This is a genomic window from Chromobacterium vaccinii (assembly GCF_000971335.1).
Taxonomy (GTDB): Bacteria; Pseudomonadota; Gammaproteobacteria; order Burkholderiales; family Chromobacteriaceae; genus Chromobacterium; species Chromobacterium vaccinii.
The window spans coordinates 24,681-41,551 of the sequence record NZ_JZJL01000008.1; the positions used below are offsets into that span (position 1 = coordinate 24,681).

16 protein-coding genes are annotated in these 16,871 nt (G+C 64.1%); 5 read left to right on the forward strand and 11 right to left on the reverse strand.

Features of this window, described 5'->3' with window-relative positions; translation table 11 throughout:
* Positions 1–87: 87 nt before the first annotated feature.
* The 4 genes from VL52_RS05705 to VL52_RS05720 form a co-directional block, all read right to left on the reverse strand.
* Positions 88–690, reverse strand: a complete 603-nt coding sequence (locus VL52_RS05705) for an outer membrane beta-barrel protein (protein WP_046156139.1) — start codon at positions 688–690, stop codon at positions 88–90.
* A gap of 226 nt (positions 691–916) precedes the next feature.
* Complete coding sequence (locus VL52_RS05710) at positions 917–1,738, reverse strand: alpha/beta hydrolase (RefSeq protein WP_046156140.1); 822 nt, start codon at positions 1,736–1,738, stop codon at positions 917–919.
* Positions 1,739–1,835: 97 nt separating this feature from the next.
* Complete coding sequence (locus VL52_RS05715; RefSeq protein WP_046156141.1) at positions 1,836–3,188, reverse strand: ATP-binding protein; 1,353 nt, start codon at positions 3,186–3,188, stop codon at positions 1,836–1,838.
* 3 nt (positions 3,189–3,191) lie between these two features.
* On the reverse strand, positions 3,192–3,905 hold the full coding sequence (locus tag VL52_RS05720) for a winged helix-turn-helix domain-containing protein (RefSeq protein WP_046156142.1): 714 nt from the start codon (positions 3,903–3,905) through the stop codon (positions 3,192–3,194).
* Positions 3,906–4,082: 177 nt separating this feature from the next.
* Here VL52_RS05720 and VL52_RS05725 point away from each other — a divergent pair, with 177 nt between their 5' ends.
* Both VL52_RS05725 and VL52_RS05730 read left to right on the forward strand, forming a co-directional pair.
* On the forward strand, positions 4,083–6,149 hold the full coding sequence (locus VL52_RS05725) for a carbon starvation CstA family protein (protein ID WP_046156143.1): 2,067 nt from the start codon (positions 4,083–4,085) through the stop codon (positions 6,147–6,149).
* Positions 6,142–6,330, forward strand: a complete 189-nt coding sequence (locus VL52_RS05730; RefSeq protein WP_021476892.1) for a YbdD/YjiX family protein — start codon at positions 6,142–6,144, stop codon at positions 6,328–6,330. Before VL52_RS05725 ends, VL52_RS05730 begins: the two co-directional genes overlap by 8 nt.
* Positions 6,331–6,409: 79 nt before the next feature.
* On the opposite strand, the gene VL52_RS05735 is transcribed toward VL52_RS05730, so the two are convergent.
* The gene (locus VL52_RS05735; protein WP_046156144.1) at positions 6,410–7,435 is read right to left on the reverse strand and encodes a YeiH family protein; all 1,026 of its coding nucleotides are present in this window, start codon (positions 7,433–7,435) and stop codon (positions 6,410–6,412) included.
* 104 nt (positions 7,436–7,539) lie between these two features.
* On the opposite strand from VL52_RS05735, the gene VL52_RS05740 reads away from it, so the two are divergent.
* Both VL52_RS05740 and VL52_RS24400 read left to right on the forward strand, forming a co-directional pair.
* Positions 7,540–8,409, forward strand: coding sequence for a LysR family transcriptional regulator (locus VL52_RS05740; protein ID WP_082113644.1), 870 nt, complete (start codon positions 7,540–7,542; stop codon positions 8,407–8,409).
* A gap of 155 nt (positions 8,410–8,564) precedes the next feature.
* Complete coding sequence (locus VL52_RS24400) at positions 8,565–8,903, forward strand: hypothetical protein (RefSeq protein ID WP_144410168.1); 339 nt, start codon at positions 8,565–8,567, stop codon at positions 8,901–8,903.
* Positions 8,904–8,973: 70 nt separating this feature from the next.
* On the opposite strand, the gene VL52_RS05745 is transcribed toward VL52_RS24400, so the two are convergent.
* The 5 genes from VL52_RS05745 to arsC all read right to left on the reverse strand — a co-directional run bounded on the left by VL52_RS05745 (position 8,974) and on the right by arsC (position 14,236).
* A complete protein-coding gene (locus VL52_RS05745; RefSeq protein ID WP_046156145.1) occupies positions 8,974–10,506 on the reverse strand; it encodes a DHA2 family efflux MFS transporter permease subunit in 1,533 nt (510 codons plus the stop codon).
* Positions 10,507–10,518: 12 nt separating this feature from the next.
* Positions 10,519–11,667, reverse strand: coding sequence for an EmrA/EmrK family multidrug efflux transporter periplasmic adaptor subunit (locus tag VL52_RS05750; RefSeq protein WP_046156146.1), 1,149 nt, complete (start codon positions 11,665–11,667; stop codon positions 10,519–10,521).
* A gap of 13 nt (positions 11,668–11,680) precedes the next feature.
* Positions 11,681–13,096, reverse strand: coding sequence for an efflux transporter outer membrane subunit (locus tag VL52_RS05755; RefSeq protein WP_235429213.1), 1,416 nt, complete (start codon positions 13,094–13,096; stop codon positions 11,681–11,683).
* Positions 13,097–13,190: 94 nt separating this feature from the next.
* Positions 13,191–13,691, reverse strand: coding sequence for a MarR family transcriptional regulator (locus VL52_RS05760; protein WP_046156148.1), 501 nt, complete (start codon positions 13,689–13,691; stop codon positions 13,191–13,193).
* A gap of 194 nt (positions 13,692–13,885) precedes the next feature.
* Positions 13,886–14,236, reverse strand: coding sequence for an arsenate reductase (glutaredoxin) (gene arsC, locus VL52_RS05765; RefSeq protein ID WP_021476885.1), 351 nt, complete (start codon positions 14,234–14,236; stop codon positions 13,886–13,888).
* A gap of 185 nt (positions 14,237–14,421) precedes the next feature.
* Between arsC and VL52_RS05770 the strand changes: the two genes are divergently transcribed.
* Positions 14,422–15,630 carry a multidrug effflux MFS transporter gene (locus VL52_RS05770; RefSeq protein ID WP_046156149.1) on the forward strand — a complete coding sequence of 403 codons (1,209 nt, stop codon included), beginning with the start codon at positions 14,422–14,424 and terminating at the stop codon, positions 15,628–15,630.
* Between the two features lie 26 nt (positions 15,631–15,656).
* On the opposite strand, the gene VL52_RS05775 is transcribed toward VL52_RS05770, so the two are convergent.
* A complete protein-coding gene (locus tag VL52_RS05775) occupies positions 15,657–16,850 on the reverse strand; it encodes a GumC family protein (protein ID WP_235429214.1) in 1,194 nt (397 codons plus the stop codon).
* Between the last annotated feature and the right edge of the window lie 21 nt (positions 16,851–16,871).

Sequence of the window (16,871 nt, forward strand, 5' to 3'; positions counted from 1 at the left end):
GGGCAGATTGTAGCAGAGGCGGCATCGCGGCGATGAGGCGGAGGGGGAATGAAAATTGCCCGCCGGGCGGCGGGCAATCGGCACGGCTTAGAACTGGTAGCTCAGGCCGGCTTTGAACAGATTGATGCCATTGGTTTTCAGGCCTGCATCGTCCCCTGCCTGGTAACGGGCGGCGATGTATTCGTATTCGCCGCGCACGGACAAGCTCTTGTTGACGGCGTAGCTGGCGCCGAAGCCTACGCCGGCTTTGACATTGCTTTTCTTCTCGGAGATGGCGCCCGCGGGACCCTGCAGCTTGGTGTCGGCATGAACATTGTTCAGGCTGAGTTTGCCAAACACTTCCAGATTGTCCGCCACCGGCAGAATGCCGAGGACAGCCACGCGCTCGGCGCGCAGAGCAATCGACGGCGTGAGGGTGCCGCGAGGGGTGGCGATGTCGCCTTGCATCTTGCCGAAATCGGCGTAGGACAGTTCGGTCGCCAGGTAGGGGCTGATGCGGTAGCCGGCGCCGATTTCCCAGCTGGCGCCGCCCGCTTTGTTGTTTTGCAGTTGCACGCCTCCGGTATCGCCGAACATTTTCATTTTGCTGGTGTTGTATCCCAGGTTGCCGAACACGTAGGCGCCGTTGTCGGCGGCGTGGGCGGTCAGGGCGGACAGGCTCAACACGGATGCGATAATGATGTGTTTCATTTTAATCATTAGGTTTTATTAATAGAGTAAACATTCTCTAGGAAGAACGCGGCGGATTTGTCTGGCTTGTGATGAGGGTGAGAGTAGGTTCTGTAACTAAATGTAAAACAGGACTTACATGAACAATTTGTCATGAAGAGGTTGGCCGGGACTTGTCTCTAGGATCCGGGCGCAAACAAAACCGCCCGCAGGTTGCGGGCGGTTTTGTTTGTTGGGGAGGGAGGCCTCAGGCCGCCGCGAATGCGGTCCAGCCGCAGGCCTGCTCGACCGGTTGCGTCGGCTTGGGTTGGCTGTTGAAGAACTTCAGGCTGCGCTGCAGCACTTCGGCGCGCTCATTGTCCACCATCACCATGTGATAGCTGTTGGACAGCGGCATGAAGTCCACCGGGCCGCCCAGGTATTGCATCAGGTGGTGGGCGGAACGCGGGCTGGTGATGTCGTCCTCGTCGGCGTGGACGATCAGCGTGGGACAGGTGATTTCGGCCAGACGCGGCAGCAACTGGCGGCGCAGGCGGTCCACTTCACGGATGCACATCAGCGGGATGTAGGCGTAGTGGAAGCGGTCGCCGCGCTCGAAACGCTGCTGGATCGCCTTGCGGATGCGGGCGTTCTTGATGCCGAACGGCGACACCTCTGGCACACGCATTTTCTTGGCCAGCCGGGGAACGTGATACACCGCGTGGCGCAGCCAGGTCAGCTTGGGCAGGCTCCAGCCGTCCAGAAACACCGGCGGCGCGTACAGCGCCAGCTTGTCCTGATGCTTCTCGCGGCGCGCCACTTCCAGCGCCACCAGGCCGCCCAGGCAGACTCCGGCCAGGTGAACCACTTTGTGCTTGGCCTTCAGCGCGCGGTATTCGGCGCGAATGCTTTCCACCCAATCCTCCCAGCCTACGCCGAGCAGGTCTTCCGGCGAGCCGCCGTGACCGGGCAGCACCGGGGAGTGGGTAACGATGTCGGCGTCTTCCAGGGTGCGGCCCAGCGCGCCCAGATCATAGGCCGTGCCGCCGAGTCCATGCACCAGCAACGCCGCCGGTCGTGAGGAAACCATTCTGCATATTCCTATCATTTCTAATGATGGGGATTATCGGCAAATGGCGGCGAGCGGTCTGTGGGCTTCCTGTCGATGCTTTGTGACAATGAGTGACTTATTGCCCGCAAGGGGCCGGCTGCGCAATGATCATGCGAAAACGCGCGCCGCCCAGCTCGCTGGAGCCGGCGCTGGCGTGGCCGTGGTGGTGCTCGGCGATCAAGCGCACGAAGGACAGGCCCAGGCCATGGCCGCCGGTGGCGCGGTCGCGGCTGCGGTCCAGCCTCAGAAAGGGCTCGAACACTTTGTCGCGGTCTTCCTCCGGGATGCCGCAACCGTCGTCGTCCACTTCCATGATCAATTGAGAGCCCTGGTGATAGACCCGCATCCTCACTTGCGAGTGGGCGTACTTGAACGCGTTCAGCAGCAGGTTGCGGGTGGCGATGTACATCAGCTTGCGGTCGAAGGCGCCGTCTTCGCGCGGGCATTCCAGCGACAGCGACAAGTGCGGCGGCTTCAGCGGCGTGACCAGGTCGATCAGGTCGTCGAACCAGTCGAACAGGTCCACGGTTTCCAGGTGCAGCGGCACCTCGCTGCGGCGCAGCTTGGCGAATTCCATGCTGGTGCTGATCAGTTCTTCCAGTTCCAGCATGTCGCGCTCCATGCCGTCGCGGTAGCGCTTCCACTCCGTCGGGTCTTCCTCCTCCTCCAGCATGGTCAGGCCGAAGCGCAGCCGGGCGATGGGCGTGCGGATTTCATGGGCGATGGCGTGCGACAGCGCCTGGCGGGTTTCCAGCTGGCGCTCCAGCCGCGAGGCCATGCTGTTGAAGGCCAGCGGCAGCGGCGCGAACAGCCGGCTCTTGGCCGAGCGGGCGCGGGCGCTGAAATCGCCCTCGGCGAACACTTCGGCGGTGCGCCGCACTTCCAGCAGGTCGGTCCACAGCGGGCGCAGGATGAAGTACAGCAGGGTGCCCAGCGTGGCGCCGGACAGCAACATCCAGATCAGCAGCACCTCGATGTCTTCGCTGATCCAGTTGCTGTCGCTGGACTGCATGTCCAGCGGCCCCAGCGCCAGCAGCCTGGAGCGCGACGGCGCGGACGCGTACAGGATTTGGCTGTCCGCGTCGAGGTAGGACTGGCCGTGGCCCAGCACCGCCAGCGCCTTGTCGTCCAGCTCGGCGGGCGGCTGGTCAAGCAGCCGGATCGGGTAGCTGAAGCGGCTGGCGATGGAGGCCAGCTCGGCGTTCCAGCGCTGCGGCGGCTGCTCCCGCAGCCTGTCCTGGATCAACGTCACGGTGCCGCGCATGAACAGGGTCTTGCCGGCCTGGTCGCTCTTCTCGTACAGCTTGGTTACCAGGAAGCCGAAGCCGATGATGATCAACAGCTGTATCAGCATGGTGATCAGAAAGTAGCGGGCGAACAGCGTTCCCAGCGATGGGCGCAGCCAGCCGCGCAGGTTCTTGGACGGCATCAGCTATTCCCAGTCGCTGCGAGAAAACAAATAACCTTTGCCGCGCACGGTCTTGATCCGCGCCGGCGCGTCCGGATTGTCGCCCAGCTTGCGGCGCAGCCGCGAGATGCGGGCGTCGATCGAGCGGTCGAGGCCGTCGAAGCCTATGCCGCGCAGCTCGCTCATGATGTCGTCGCGCGACAGCACCTGGCCGGCGTGGGTGGCCAGCAGCCACAACAGGTCGAACTCGGCGGTGGTCAGCTCGATCTGCTCGTCGCCCAGCAACGCTTCGCGGGTGGCCTGGCTGATGCTGAACTGGCCGAAGATGATGCCGTCGTTTTCGATGGCGACGCCGCCGCTCTCCTGGCGGGCGCCGCCGCTGCGGCGCAACAGCGCGCGGATGCGGGCCAGCAGCCGGCGCGGTTCCACCGGCTTGGCCAGATAGTCGTCGGCGCCCAGCTCCAGGCCCAGAATCTCGTCCACGTCTTCGTCGCGCGCGGTCATCATCAGGATGCGGCCGCCGTAGTGGGGGCGGACATCGCGGCAGACGTCGAAGCCTTCCTTGCCCGGCAGCATCACGTCCAGCACCACCAGGTCCGGACGGGTTTCCAGGATGAAGGCAGGCGCGGTGTCGCCGCGTCCGTGCAGGCTGACCTGGTAACCGTGCTTGGTCAGGTAGGCGGCGATCAGTTCGGCCAGTCTGGCGTCGTCTTCGACAATCAGAATGTGTTGTGGCATTGCGAGGTATCCCGATTTCCCAGCAAAAATAGTAACACGGGCCGTTCGGGCTGGCAGGCTTGTGTTTCGGCGGCTATGCCGACAGAATCAAAGCAGCAGTACCCAAGCCGGATCGCGGCGGACAGATGGGCTGCCGCCGCAAGCGCCGGGAGAAATAGAGAGAACAGGGACTTCCTTATGCAACAGGTCAAACAGTGCGTGGTCTGGCTGCTGGTGGCGCTGGCGGGGGCGACGGCCTTCGCCGTGATGGCGCTCAACCGCGGCGAGACGATCAACGCGGTATGGCTGGTGGTGGCCGCCTTGTCGGTCTACGCGATCGCTTACCGCTTCTATGGCCGCTTCATCGCCGAAAAAGTGCTGGAGCTCGACGCGCGTCGGCTGACACCGGCCGAGAAATTCAACGACGGGCTCGATTACGTGCCCACCGACAAGTGGGTGGTGTTCGGCCACCACTTCGCCGCCATCGCCGGCGCCGGCCCGCTGGTGGGCCCGGTGCTGGCCGCGCAGATGGGCTACCTGCCGGGCACCTTGTGGATCCTGGTCGGGGTGATGCTGGCGGGCGCGGTGCAGGACTTCCTCATCCTGTTCCTGTCGATGCGCCGCGACGGCAAGTCGCTGGGCGAGATGATACGCCAGGAGATGGGCGACATCGCCGGCGTGATCGCCTCCATCGGCGTGCTGATGATCATGGTGATCCTGCTGGCGGTGCTGGCGCTGGTGGTGGTCAAGGCGCTGGCCGACAGTCCGTGGGGCACCTTCACCATCGCCTGCACCATTCCGATCGCGCTGTTCATGGGCGTGTACACCCGCTTCATCCGTCCGGGCAAGATCGGCGAGGTGTCGGTGCTGGGCTTCATCCTGTTGATGCTGGCCATCGTCTACGGCGGGGACGTCGCCAAGAGCGCGACGCTGGCGCCGCTGTTCACGCTGAAGGGCACCACGCTGGCCTGGACGCTGATCGGCTACGGCTTCATCGCCTCGGTGCTGCCGGTGTGGCTGCTGCTGGCGCCGCGCGATTACCTGTCCACCTTCCTCAAGATCGGCACCATCGTCGGCCTGGCCATCGGCATCCTGATCGTGGCGCCGCCGCTGCACATGCCGTCCGTCACCAAGTTCATCGATGGCAGCGGCCCGGTATTCGCCGGCAACCTGTTCCCCTTCCTGTTCATCACCATCGCCTGCGGCGCGGTGTCCGGCTTCCACTCGCTGGTGGCTTCCGGCACCACGCCCAAGCTGATCGAGAACGAATCCCACGCCCGCATGATCGGCTACGGCGCGATGCTGGTGGAAAGCTTCGTCGCCATCATGGCGCTGATCGCCGCCTGCGTGCTGGACCCGGGCGTCTATTTCGCGATGAACAGCCCGGCGGCCCTGATCGGCAAGACCGCGGCGGAGGCCGCCCAGGTGATCTCCGGCTGGGGCTTCGTCATCACGCCGGACGCGCTGACCCAGCTGGCGGCCGACGTCGGCGAGCATACCGTGCTGTCGCGCGCCGGCGGCGCGCCGACGCTGGCGGTGGGCATGGCCCACATCCTGTCCGGCGTGATCGGCGGCAAGACCATGATGGCGTTCTGGTACCACTTCGCCATCCTGTTCGAAGCGCTGTTCATCCTCACCACCGTAGACGCCGGCACCCGCGTGCTGCGCTTCATGATCCAGGACCTGCTGGGCGTGTTCATCAAGCCGATGGCCAACACCGAGTCTTGGGCGGCCAACTTCGTCGCCACCGGCCTCGCCGTCGCTGCCTGGGGCTACTTCCTGTACCAGGGCGTGGTGGACCCGCTGGGCGGCATCAACACCTTGTGGCCGCTGTTCGGCATCGCCAACCAGATGCTGGCCGGCATCGCGCTGACGCTGGCCACCGTGGTGCTGGTGAAAATGCTGAAGACGCGCTACGTGTGGGTGACCGCGCTTCCCACCGTCTGGCTGCTGCTGGCCACGCTGACCGCCGGCTGGCAAAAGCTGTTCGACGCCAGCCCCAAGATCAGCTTCCTGGCCCACGCCGACAAGTTCTCCGCCGCCGCCGCCAAGGGCGAGGTGTTGGCGCCGGCGAAGAATATGGCGCAAATGCAGCAGATCATCTTCAATGATTATGTGGACGCCACGCTGACCGCGCTGTTCATGGCGGTGGTGCTGGCGATGCTGGTGTTCGGCATCCAGGTGATCCGCAAGTCGCTGGCGGTGAAGTGGGTGACGGCCAAGGAAGTGCCGGCGGTATACCGGGAGGGAGGCGCCAATGGCTGAACTGTGGCGGGCGGTGGTGCATACCGCCCGGTTGATGGTGGGACAGCGCGACTACGACGTCTATGTCAGCAGCCGCCGCCGTTTCGACCCCGAGGCCCAGGTGATGAGCCGCGAGGCGTTCTTCCGCTACTGCCAGGAGCAGCGCTATGGCGGCAAGAGCGTGAAGAAGTGCCCATGTTGAGCCCTGGCGGCTCGGCATAGAAAAACGCCCGGTTTCGCCGGGCGTTTTTTCATGCGTACTTTCTTGGCGTGGAGGGGCGTCAATGCAGCAGCGCCGCGACGCCGGCGTTGATCAGGCCGCCGCCGACGATCAGCCAGCCGAACAGCGCGCTGGCCAACAGCAGCGGCTTGGCGCCGGCCTGGCGGATGGCCGAGATGTGGGTGGTCAGGCCCAGCGCGCCCATCGCGGCGGCCAAGAGCAGGTTGTCCAGCGAGATGATCTGTTGCAGCAGCGCGCGCGGCAGCAGGTCGAAGGAGTTGAAGCCGGCCACGGCGAGGAAGGCGACGGCGAACCAGGGGATGGAGATCGGCTGCTTCTGCGTTTTGCCGCCGCTGTGCTTGGCGGCCAGCCAGGCGGACAGGCCGATCAGGAACGGTGCCAGCATCATCACGCGGATCATCTTGGTGATCACCGCGGTGTTCATCGCCGCGTCGCTGACCGATTTGCCGGCGGCGACGGCCTGCGCCACTTCGTGGATGGTGGAGCCGGCGAACAGGCCGTAGCTGAATTCGGAGATGCCCAGGTGGCGCACCGCGTCGTACATCAGCGGCCACAGGAACATCGCGGCGGTGCCGAACACCACCACGGTGGCCACCGCGACGGCCACTTTCTCCGCGTGGGCCTTGATCACCGGCTCGGTGGCCAGCACCGCGGCCGCGCCGCAGATCGAGCTGCCGGCGCCGATCAGGATCACGCTTTGCTCATCCAGGCCCAGTTTTTTGCGGCCCAGCCAGAAAGCCAGCAGGAAGGTGGAGGTCAGCACCAGCGCGTCGATCAGCACGCCGGAGAAGCCGACGGCGGCGATGTCCTGGAAAGTCAGCTTGAAGCCGAACAGGATGATGCCGGCGCGCAGCAGCTTCTGCTTGGAGAAGGTGACGCCGTGGTGGCTGGGCTCGGCGATGAAACGGTAGACAGTGTTGCCGACGATCATGCCGCCGACGATGGCGAGGGTGAGGGCGGACAGGCCCAGGCTTTTCATCGCCGGCAGCTCCGCGGCCCAGATGGCCGCGCCGGCCAGGCCCAGCGACAGCGCCAGGCCGGGAATCAGGTTGCGATAATTGGTCATATGCTAATGCCTCTTTGGTATATGTCCAAGATACGCCACTGTTGATAAGTAAAAAAACGGATAAAATTAATAGATATCATTAATAAAACTGCTTAGGAGCCGGCATGAGCCTGCGCATCAGCCTGAGGGAACTAGAGGTGTTCGTCGCGGTGGCGGAATTGGACACGGTGACGCGCGCGGCGGAGCGGGTGGCGCTGACGCAGTCGGCCGCCAGCCAGGCGCTGGACAAGCTGGAGCAGGGGCTGGGCGCCAAGCTGTTCGACCGCGTCGGGCGGCGGCTGCTGATCAACGAGCACGGCCGCCTGCTGCTGCCGCGCGCCCGCGCGCTGCTGGACGCCGCCGGCGACGTTCAGGGCCTGTTCGACGGCGGCGGGCTGGCCTTGCGCATCGGCGCCAGCACCACCATCGCCAACTACCTGCTGCCGCCGCTGCTGGCCGCTTTTCGCCGGGATTGGCCGCAGGCGCGGCTGGAGCTGGAGGTGGCCAATACCCGCGACATCGTCGAGGCGGTGGCGGCGTTCCGCGTCGATTTCGGCCTGATCGAGGGGCCGTGCCACCATCCGGAACTGTTGGCCAGTCCCTGGCGGCAGGACGAGTTGCTGGTGTTCGCCGCCGTGTCGCATCCGTTGGCCGGCCGCAAGGTGGCGGCGGCGGAGCTGGCCGAGGCGGAGTGGATACTGCGCGAAGCCGGTTCCGGCACCCGGGAGGAAGTGGAGCGGGTGCTGCTGCCGCACCTGATGCGGCTATCGATCAGCATGGAGCTGGGCCATTCCGAGGCGATCAAGCATGCGGTGGCGGCGGGGCTGGGCGTCAGCTGCCTGTCGCGGCACGTGGTGGCCGATCTGCTGGCCGCCGGCAGCGTGGTGGAGGTGGACGCCGACCTGCCGCGGCTGACCCGGACGCTGTACCGCGTCCAGCACCGCGACAAGGCGATCGGCCGAGGGATGGCGGCGTTTGCAGGTTTTCTGCACTGAGGGCTAATTTATGATTACTAGCATGGCGTTTGTAACTCATCTGAATGAAATAAAGTATTTACGAAGTATTTGGTATAAATTCAATAGTCTAGACTTGCGTTGGATGAGGGTGGAGCTAAAAATAGCTGATGTTGTTCTGTTTTGGAGTAAAGATAATGCCTTATTCTATCGGTGATGTTTTCGCAAAATTAGAAAATGGGTCAGTTAATATTAGGAAAAGGTCTTCGGCTTGTTGCTCGATTGCAACTATAGATTGCAATGAGGTGAGAAAGTTGGAAAGGCTGAAAGCATTAAGTGATGAGCAAGTTAGGGGAGTAATAGGTTGGTCTGCCAATCTGGAATTAATTGTTCAGAAGTTATTGGTGGGGCGCGAAGAGAATTTTCCGATTCAGATAACGAGAAGAGAGTTGGATAGTATTGTCGATGAATTTTCTTGTCCTGAGGGTGGGTTTGGATTGAGTTCAGATGGAGGAGTGGCGCGAATTGATTTTTAAATGGATGGTCGAAATATAAAAACGGGCAAGACCTAAAAAGGTTTTGCCCGTTTCGCCATTCTGGCAGAGGCTAGTGCGCGCCGCTATCGCCGCCGGCCGCCGTGAACGGCGGCTTGGCGAACCAGACCAGCGCGATCAGCAGCACGAACAGGATGCCGGAAACCCAGAAGATCTCGTTGGCGGCCATGATGTAGCCCTGCTTGGTGATCTGCAGCTGGGTCAACGCGTGCTGCTGGCTGGGGCCCAAACCCAGCTTGCCCATGGTGTCGAACCACGACACCGAGGCCGGATCGTACTGCGTCACATGCTCGGTCAGCTTGGAGTGGTGCTGCGCTTCGCGGCGGTCCCACATCGTCGTCGTGATCGAGGTGCCGATGCTGCCCGCCAGGATGCGCAGGAAGTTCGACAGGCTGGACGCGCTGGCGATCCGCGACGGGGGCAGGCCGGACAGCGTGATCGTCGTCAGCGGCATGAAGAAGCAGGCCACGCCTATGCCCTGCACCACCTGCGGCCACACCACGTAGGAAAAGTCCATGTCGGTGTTGAAGTTGCTGCGCCAGAAGAAGCAGATGGCGTAGACGCTGAAGCTCACCGTCACTACCCAACGCATGTCCCAGCGGTGGGCGTTCTTGCCGATGATCGGCGACAGCACCACCGGGATCAGGCCGATCGGCGCGGCGGCGAGGCCGGCCCAGGTGGCGGTGTAGCCCAGCTGGGTTTGCAGCATCAAGGGCAGCAGCACCACGGCGCCGAAGTACAGCATGAAGCCCAGGCTGATCGCGACGGTGCCGACGGTGAAGTTTCGCTGGCTGAACAGCGACAGGTCGACGATGGGGTGCTCCTCGCCCAGTTCCCAGATCACCAGATAAGTCAGCGCCAGGAAGGCGATCACCGCCAGGGTGACGACCTCGGCGGAGTTGAACCAGTCCAGCTCCTTGCCGCGGTCCAGCACCATCTGCAGCGAGCCGACGCCGATCACCAGCAAGGCCAGGCCGAGCTTGTCGATGGGCAGGTCGAAAGTGTCGGTTTCGCGGCTTTTCAGGATGCGCCAGGAGATGAAGGCGGCGGCGAGGCCCACCGGCACGTTGATGAAGAAAATCCAGCCCCAGTGCCAGTTGTCGCTGATCACGCCGCCCAGAATCGGGCCGAACACCGGCGCGACGATCACCGTCATCGCCCATAGCGCCAGCGCCATGCTCTTCTTGGCCGGCGGGTAGCACGACAGCAGCAGGCTCTGCGACAGCGGAATCATCGGACCGGCCACCGCGCCTTGCAGCACGCGGAAGAAGATCAGCATTTCCAGGCTGCCGGACATGCCGCACAGCCAGGAGGTCAGCACGAACAGCAGCGTGGACGCGGTGAACAGCTTCACCTCGCCGAAGCGCTTGGCCAGCCAGCCGGTCAGCGGCACGGCGATGGCGTTGGCGACGCCGAACGAGGTGATCACCCAGGTGCCCTGGCTGGTGGCGGCGCCGAGGTTGCCCGAAATGGTGGGCAGCGCCACGTTGGCGATGGTGGTGTCCAGCACTTGCATGAACACCGACATCGACAGCGCCAGCGTGATCCAGACCAGTTTCGAGCCGCTCAGTGGCGGATGGTTCATGGGTGGGCGTCCTTACTTGCCGGCGTTGGCGGCCAGGATTTCGGCGACCAGCTTATCGGCCTGCTTCAGGTCGGGCAGGGTGCCGTTGTGTTCGCTGACCACGGTTGCCGGGGCGGCTTCGGCCAGCGATTTGCCGTCCTGGTTGCTGGTGTCCACCACCGCGTCGATCGACAGGCCGACGCGCAGCGGGTGCTCCTGCAGATCCTTGGGGTCGAGCGCGATGCGAACCGGCACGCGCTGCACCACCTTGATCCAGTTGCCGGTGGCGTTCTGCGCCGGCAGCAGCGAGAAGGCGCTGCCGGTGCCGGCGGACAGGCCCTGCACCTTGCCGTGGTAGACCACCTTGCCGCCGTACAGGTCGGACTTCAGCTCCACCGGCTGGCCGATGCGGATCTTGGCCAGCTGGCCTTCCTTGAAGTTGGCGTCCACCCACAGGTGCTCCAGCGGCACCACGGCCATCAGCGGCGTGCCGGCGGCGACGCGCTGGCCCACCTGCACGTTGCGGCGGGCGACGGTGCCGTTCACCGGCGACTTGATCTCGGTGCGCTGCAGCGCGAGCCAGGCTTCCTTCAGGCGGCTGGCGGCGGCTTTGACCGCCGGCTGATGCGCGAGCTCGTCCTTGCCCACCAGCGCCAGGCCGGCCTTGGCCTGTTCCTGCGCGGCGGCCAGCGCGGCCTGGGCGGCGGCGGCGGCATCGGCGGCGTGTCCCAGTTCTTCGGCGGACATCGCCTCGCTGCCGGCCAGCTGCTTGCGGCGTTTCAGGTCGGATTCGGCGCGGGACAGCTCGGCCTGGCGCAGCGCCACCTGGGCATCCAGCTGCAGGCTGTTGGCCATCAGCTGGCGGGTCTGGCGCACGGTCTGGGCGAATTCGTTGCGGGCGCGCTCGAAGGCCAGCTGGGCGTCGCTGTTGTCGTAGCTGACCAGCACCTGGCCGGCCTTCACCGCCACGGTGTCGTCGACCAGGATCTTGGCGACGGTGCCGCCCACTTCCGGGGTGACCTGCACCAGGTGGCCGCCGACATAGGCGTCGTCGGTGTCTTCCTGGTGGCTCAGCACCAACGACCAGTAAGCGCCGTAGCCGATGGCGATGGCGGCGAACAGGGTGGTGGCCACCAGCAGGTTGCGTTTGCGGCTCTTCGCGGTTTCCAGTTTCTGATCCATTTGATGTGTGTCCTTAGCGGGTGGCGGTCTGGTTGTCGAAACCGCCGCCCAATGCGGTGTTCAGGGTGGCCCAGGCCAGGCGGCTGGCGGCCTTGGCGTCGATGTTGGAGGATTGCTGGCTCAGCAGCGCGTCCTGAGAGTCCAGCAGCGACAGTTTGTTGATCAGGCCGGCGCGCAGGCGGGCGGCCATCGAGTCATTGGCTTTGCGGCTGCTTTGCAGCGCGCGTTCGGTCTGCCGCAGCTGGCGCTGGCTGTTCTGCCAGCCGGACACCGCGTCGGAGGCGTCGCGCAGCGCGTCGAACACCGCCTGGTTGTATTGCTGCACCGCCATGTCGTAGCCGGCCTGCTGCTTGGACAGGTTGGACTGCAGCTGGCCGGAGTGGAAGATCGGCAGGCTGATGGCCGGCATGAAGCCCCACAGCGACGATTCGCTCTTCCACAGCTGGTCCATTTGCAGCGAGCTCTGGCCGGCGAACACGGTCAGCTTGACGTTGGGGTAGAACTCGGCGCGCGCTTCCTTGACCGAGGCGGACATCGATTCGACGCGGGCGCGCTGGGCGGCGATGTCGGGACGGCGGCCCAGCAGGTTGGCGTCCAGCTTGTCCAGCGCCGGCTCCGGCGCGGCGTCCAGTTGGCCCGGGTTCAGGCCGTCCTGTTGCTGCGGCGCCTGGCCGGTCAGCGCGGCCAGCGAGTGGCGGCTGCGGGCGATGTCGTTGTCCAGCGCGCTTTGCTGCTGTTGCAGCCGCTCGATCGACACTTCGTTGCCGCGCTGGTTGTCGCCCGGCAGCAGGCCGGCGTTGATGCGGGCCTGGGTCAGCTTCTGGCGGCTCTGGGCGATGGCCAGGCGTTGGGACAGCAGCTTGGACTGGGCCAGGCTGCGCTGCAGCTGGGTGTACTGAGCGACCACGGCCTGGGTCAGCAGCAAGCGGGTCTGCTGGCCTTCGTAGGCGATGGCCTGCTGCTGGCCGAGCGCGGCGCTGACGGCCGCGTGGTTCTTGCCCCAGAAGTCGAATTCCCAACTGCCCATCAGCGCCGCGGTGTAGGCGTTGATGTAGTCCTTGTCGTTGTGCGGGATGGCTTTGAGCGGGTCGGCGTGGATCTGCACGGCGTTGGCGAGCGCGTCCAGCTGCGGGCCGTCCTTGCTTTCCACGATGCCGACGGCGGCGCGCGCCTGGCGCAGGCGCGCGTCGGCCAGCTTCAGCGACGGCGAGTCTTTCAGCGTCGCCTCCACCAGGCGGTCGAGCTCGGGGTCGTTCAATTGGCGCCACCAGTCGGCGCGGACGTTCTGTTGGCCGACGACGGCCAGCTTGAGCTGGTCGGCGCCCACCATCTGGTCGGGGGCGGCGTCTGTGCCGAAGCTGGCGCAGCCGCTCAGCACAGCGCTGATCAGCAACACCCCGGCGGCTTGTGGCCAGGATTTCTTGTTCACCTTGTCGGTCTCCATCAATGATGCATGTCGGTCCGGGGCTGATTAATCCAGTAGATAATCACCCAAGTTATTATGTGAGCGAAAAAGCGCGGGCTCAGCCGCCGAGCTTGCTCAGCAGCTTGCGCATCAGCCGTTCCAGTTCGGCTTTCTCATCGGCCTCGAAGTCCGTCCACAGCGAGCGATGGATTTCGCGCGAGTAGGGCAGCAGGCCTTCCACCAGCGCCACGCCGGCGGGTGTCAGCTCCAGCACGATCTTGCGCCTGTCCTCGGCGCTGGCCGAGCGGGCGGCCCAGCCGTTCTTCACCAATTCATCCGCGATGCGGGTGGCGTTGGTGCGCGAGGAATCCAGCGTTTCGCTGATATCCGACGGATTCAGCATCTGGTTCGGACAGGCGTACAAGGCGAGCAGCGCCATCCACACCGTCTCGTTGAGGCCGTGCTGCTTCAGGCACTCGCACAGATGGGCGGTCAGCCGCGGCACGATGTGGAAGATCAGGCGGGTCAGGATCACTTCCTGGCGTGGCACGCCGGGGAAGCGGGCTTCGACGCGGCTGATCGCCTGCTCCAACTGGGAAAAGGACTTGTTTGGACTCATGCCGCCATTTTAGTAACGTACGGTATTATTTTTCAAGTAATAGTAATCCTGCTAATGAAATGGACAGGGAAAGTGTGGCGAAATGACAATGGTCTACCTGGTGGCCGCAGGGAAATCCGGGCGGGAGAGGCTAGAAAGAGAGAGGCGGGAAGGAAAAGGCGCGGCGGCTGCGGGAGGGCCGCCGCCGCATGGGTTTATTCGCCCAGAAGCTTGAGCACCTGCTCGGGCGGGCGGCCGATCACGGCGCGGCCGCCGGCGATGGCGATGGGGCGTTCGATCAGGCTGGGGTTGTCCACCATCGCGGCGATCAGGTGCTTGCGTTCCAGCGTGATGTCGTCCAGGTAGAGGTCGGCGTATTCCTCCTCTTTCTGGCGCATCAGCTCGCGAGGCTCCAGGCCCAGCATGCCCAGCAACTGGTCCAACTCTTCATAGCTGGGGGGATGCTTCAGGTATTCGATGACTTCGACCTCGGCGCCGGCTTCTTCCAGCAGGCTGAGGGCGGCGCGGGATTTCGAGCACTTGGGATTGTGGTAGAGACGGATCATGTGGCTTCTCCCTTGTGGTTGATCCGGGCCGCTGCGGCATGATTGGCAGCATAACCCGCTGTTTGTGGGTTGGGAAGGGGCGCGCATCGTGGCATGAAAGCGCCGGCCTGCCAAGTTTCCCGACTGGGTTTGGCAAGCGCGGCATCAACCGTTACCATTCGAACATTATCCGAGATTCTTACGTCATGTCCCGCTCTTCCCGCACACACTTCGGCTTGGCCGCGCTGCTGGCCGGCTTGTCCACCCTGGGCCCGTTTTCCATCGACACCTTCCTGCCGGCGATGCGGGCCATCGGCTCCACGCTGTCCGCGTCGCCGCTGGAAATGCAGCAGGCGCTGACGGTCTATCTGTTCTGCTACGCGTTGATGATGCTGTGGCATGGCTCGATTTCGGACGCGGTGGGCCGCCGGCCGGTGATACTGGCGACCACGCTGCTGTTCGGCCTGGCTTCCGTCGGGTGCGCGTTGTCCGATACCCTGGGCCAGCTATTGTTGTTCCGCGCGCTGCAGGGGTTGTGCGGCGGCGCCGGCCTAGTGGTCGGCCGGGCCATCATCCGCGACCGGCTGGAAGGCGTGGCGGCGCAGCGGCTGATGTCTCAGGTGACCATGTTGTTTTCGCTGTCGCCGGCGATCGCGCCGGTGGTGGGTGGCTGGCTGTTCGGCGCTTTCGGCTGGCATTCCATCTTCGCGTTCATGGCGCTGATCGGCTTCGCGCTGTTCGCGCTGTGCTGGTTCGGCCTGCCGGAGACCCATCCGAAGGCGGCGCGGCAGCCCTTGCATCCGCGCCCTCTGCTGGCCAGTTATTGGACGGTCGGGCGCACGGTCAATTTCCAGTTGCTGACCGCGGCGGTGTCGTTCAATTTCGCCGGCTTCTTCCTGTATGTGCCGTCGGCGCCGGTCTTTTTGATGCAGCACCTGCATCTGGGGCCGACCGAGTTTCTGTGGCTGTTCGGGCCGGCGGTGTCGGGGATCATGTTCGGCGCTTATCTGTCAGGGCGCATGGCCGGACATTTCTCGCCGCGGGAGGTGGTGTCGCGCGCTTATCTGCTGATGTTCGCCGCGGCGCTGGCCAATCTGGCGTACAACCTGTTTGCCGCCGAGCAGACGCTGCCGTGGGCGGTGCTGCCGCTGGCGCTGTACACCACCGGCATGTCGCTGGCGGCGCCGTCTATCACGTTGAACCTGATGGATCAGTTTCCGGCGCTGCGCGGGACCGCGTCGTCGCTGCAGGGCTTTTGCCAGACCATGGTGTCCAGTCTGGTGGCCGGCGCGATCGCGCCCCTGGCTTGGGCCAGCCCCTTGAGGCTGGCCCTGGTGATGAATCTGCTGCTGGTATTGGGATTCATCTGCCGGATGGGGTATCGGCGGCGGATCCAGGCGGCGGAGAGGGCGTGAGCCGACGGGAAGGTCGGCCGGGTTTTTCAATGCTCGTTGCGCAGCGCGAGAGCGGGAGCCGGAGCCGGCTCGGGCCGTTTGAGGGTTTGCCTGTCCCCGAAGAACTTGGCGTGCAGCAAGGAGCCCACGGCGCCAAACAGAAAGCCCAGCAGCAATCCGGTGGCCAGGATCAGGCTGCGGCTGGGCTTGCTTTTCAGTTCCGGGGGCACCGCGCTGTCCAACACTTGGATCAACGACGAATCCTTGGCTTCGTCTATCTTGGCCAGTTCGTATTGCTTGGCCAATAGCTCGAAAATGGTTTCCTGATATTTGACTTCTCTCAGGCGGCGCAGGTATTCCAGGCCGCTTTGCGCCACTTTTCCGGTGGGGACCATCAGGTCGCCGCGCCCCTCTTTTCCCGTTTCCAGTTTTGTCAGTTGTTCGCGCAGCCCGCTCAACTCCTGCTCCGTGCGGATGTATAGCGGATTCTGCTGCGTGGCGTAGCTGCGCATCGCTTCCAGTTGAACCTCCTTGGCGGCGATGCTGGCGCGCAACTGAGTCACTGAGCCGACAATGGCGGGTAGTTGGCCTTCCGGTTGGATCAGGCCGGTTTTTTCCTGGGTTTGGCGCAGGGCGGTTTCCGCGCTGGTCAATTGCTCTTTGGCTTGTTTCAGCTGTTGCTCGAAGAATAGACGCCGTTTGGCGGCATCCGTCATGGCCAGAACCTGATTCAACTGTTTCAGTTCGTCGATGTAGGCGTTGGCGAGCTGGGCCGCGAATCGTGGATCGGGGTCGTCGACATTGATGTTGATCAGTCCATCTTTGCCATTGATGATGACTGTTCGGCTTTTCAGGGCTTGACGGGCCCCGTCCAGCGTTTTCTGCTGATAACGCTCCTTCAACTGGAGGCGCTTGATCAGACGGTCGGCGATGGTGCGGCTTTGCAGCATGCCGATATAGAGATCGTTGGGATTTTTCAAGCCGCTGACCCCTCCCGCCATGCCAGCCAGCCCTCCCAGTTGTCCCAGCAGCGCGCCCATGCCGCTGCTCTGCTGCTGGGGAGGCATGATGGAGCTGCTGGCGGTGAAGATGGGTTTGGCCAGCAGGCCGTAAGTTAATGCGGCGCTGCCGAACAGCACGGTGCTGATGATGATCCAGCGCTTGTACTTCTGCAACGTTGACAGCAGTACCAGCAGGTCGATTTCATCACTGGCCTGGGAGGTATTTGTCGGGCTCGTCATTTTCATTCCCTCATGCTGGAG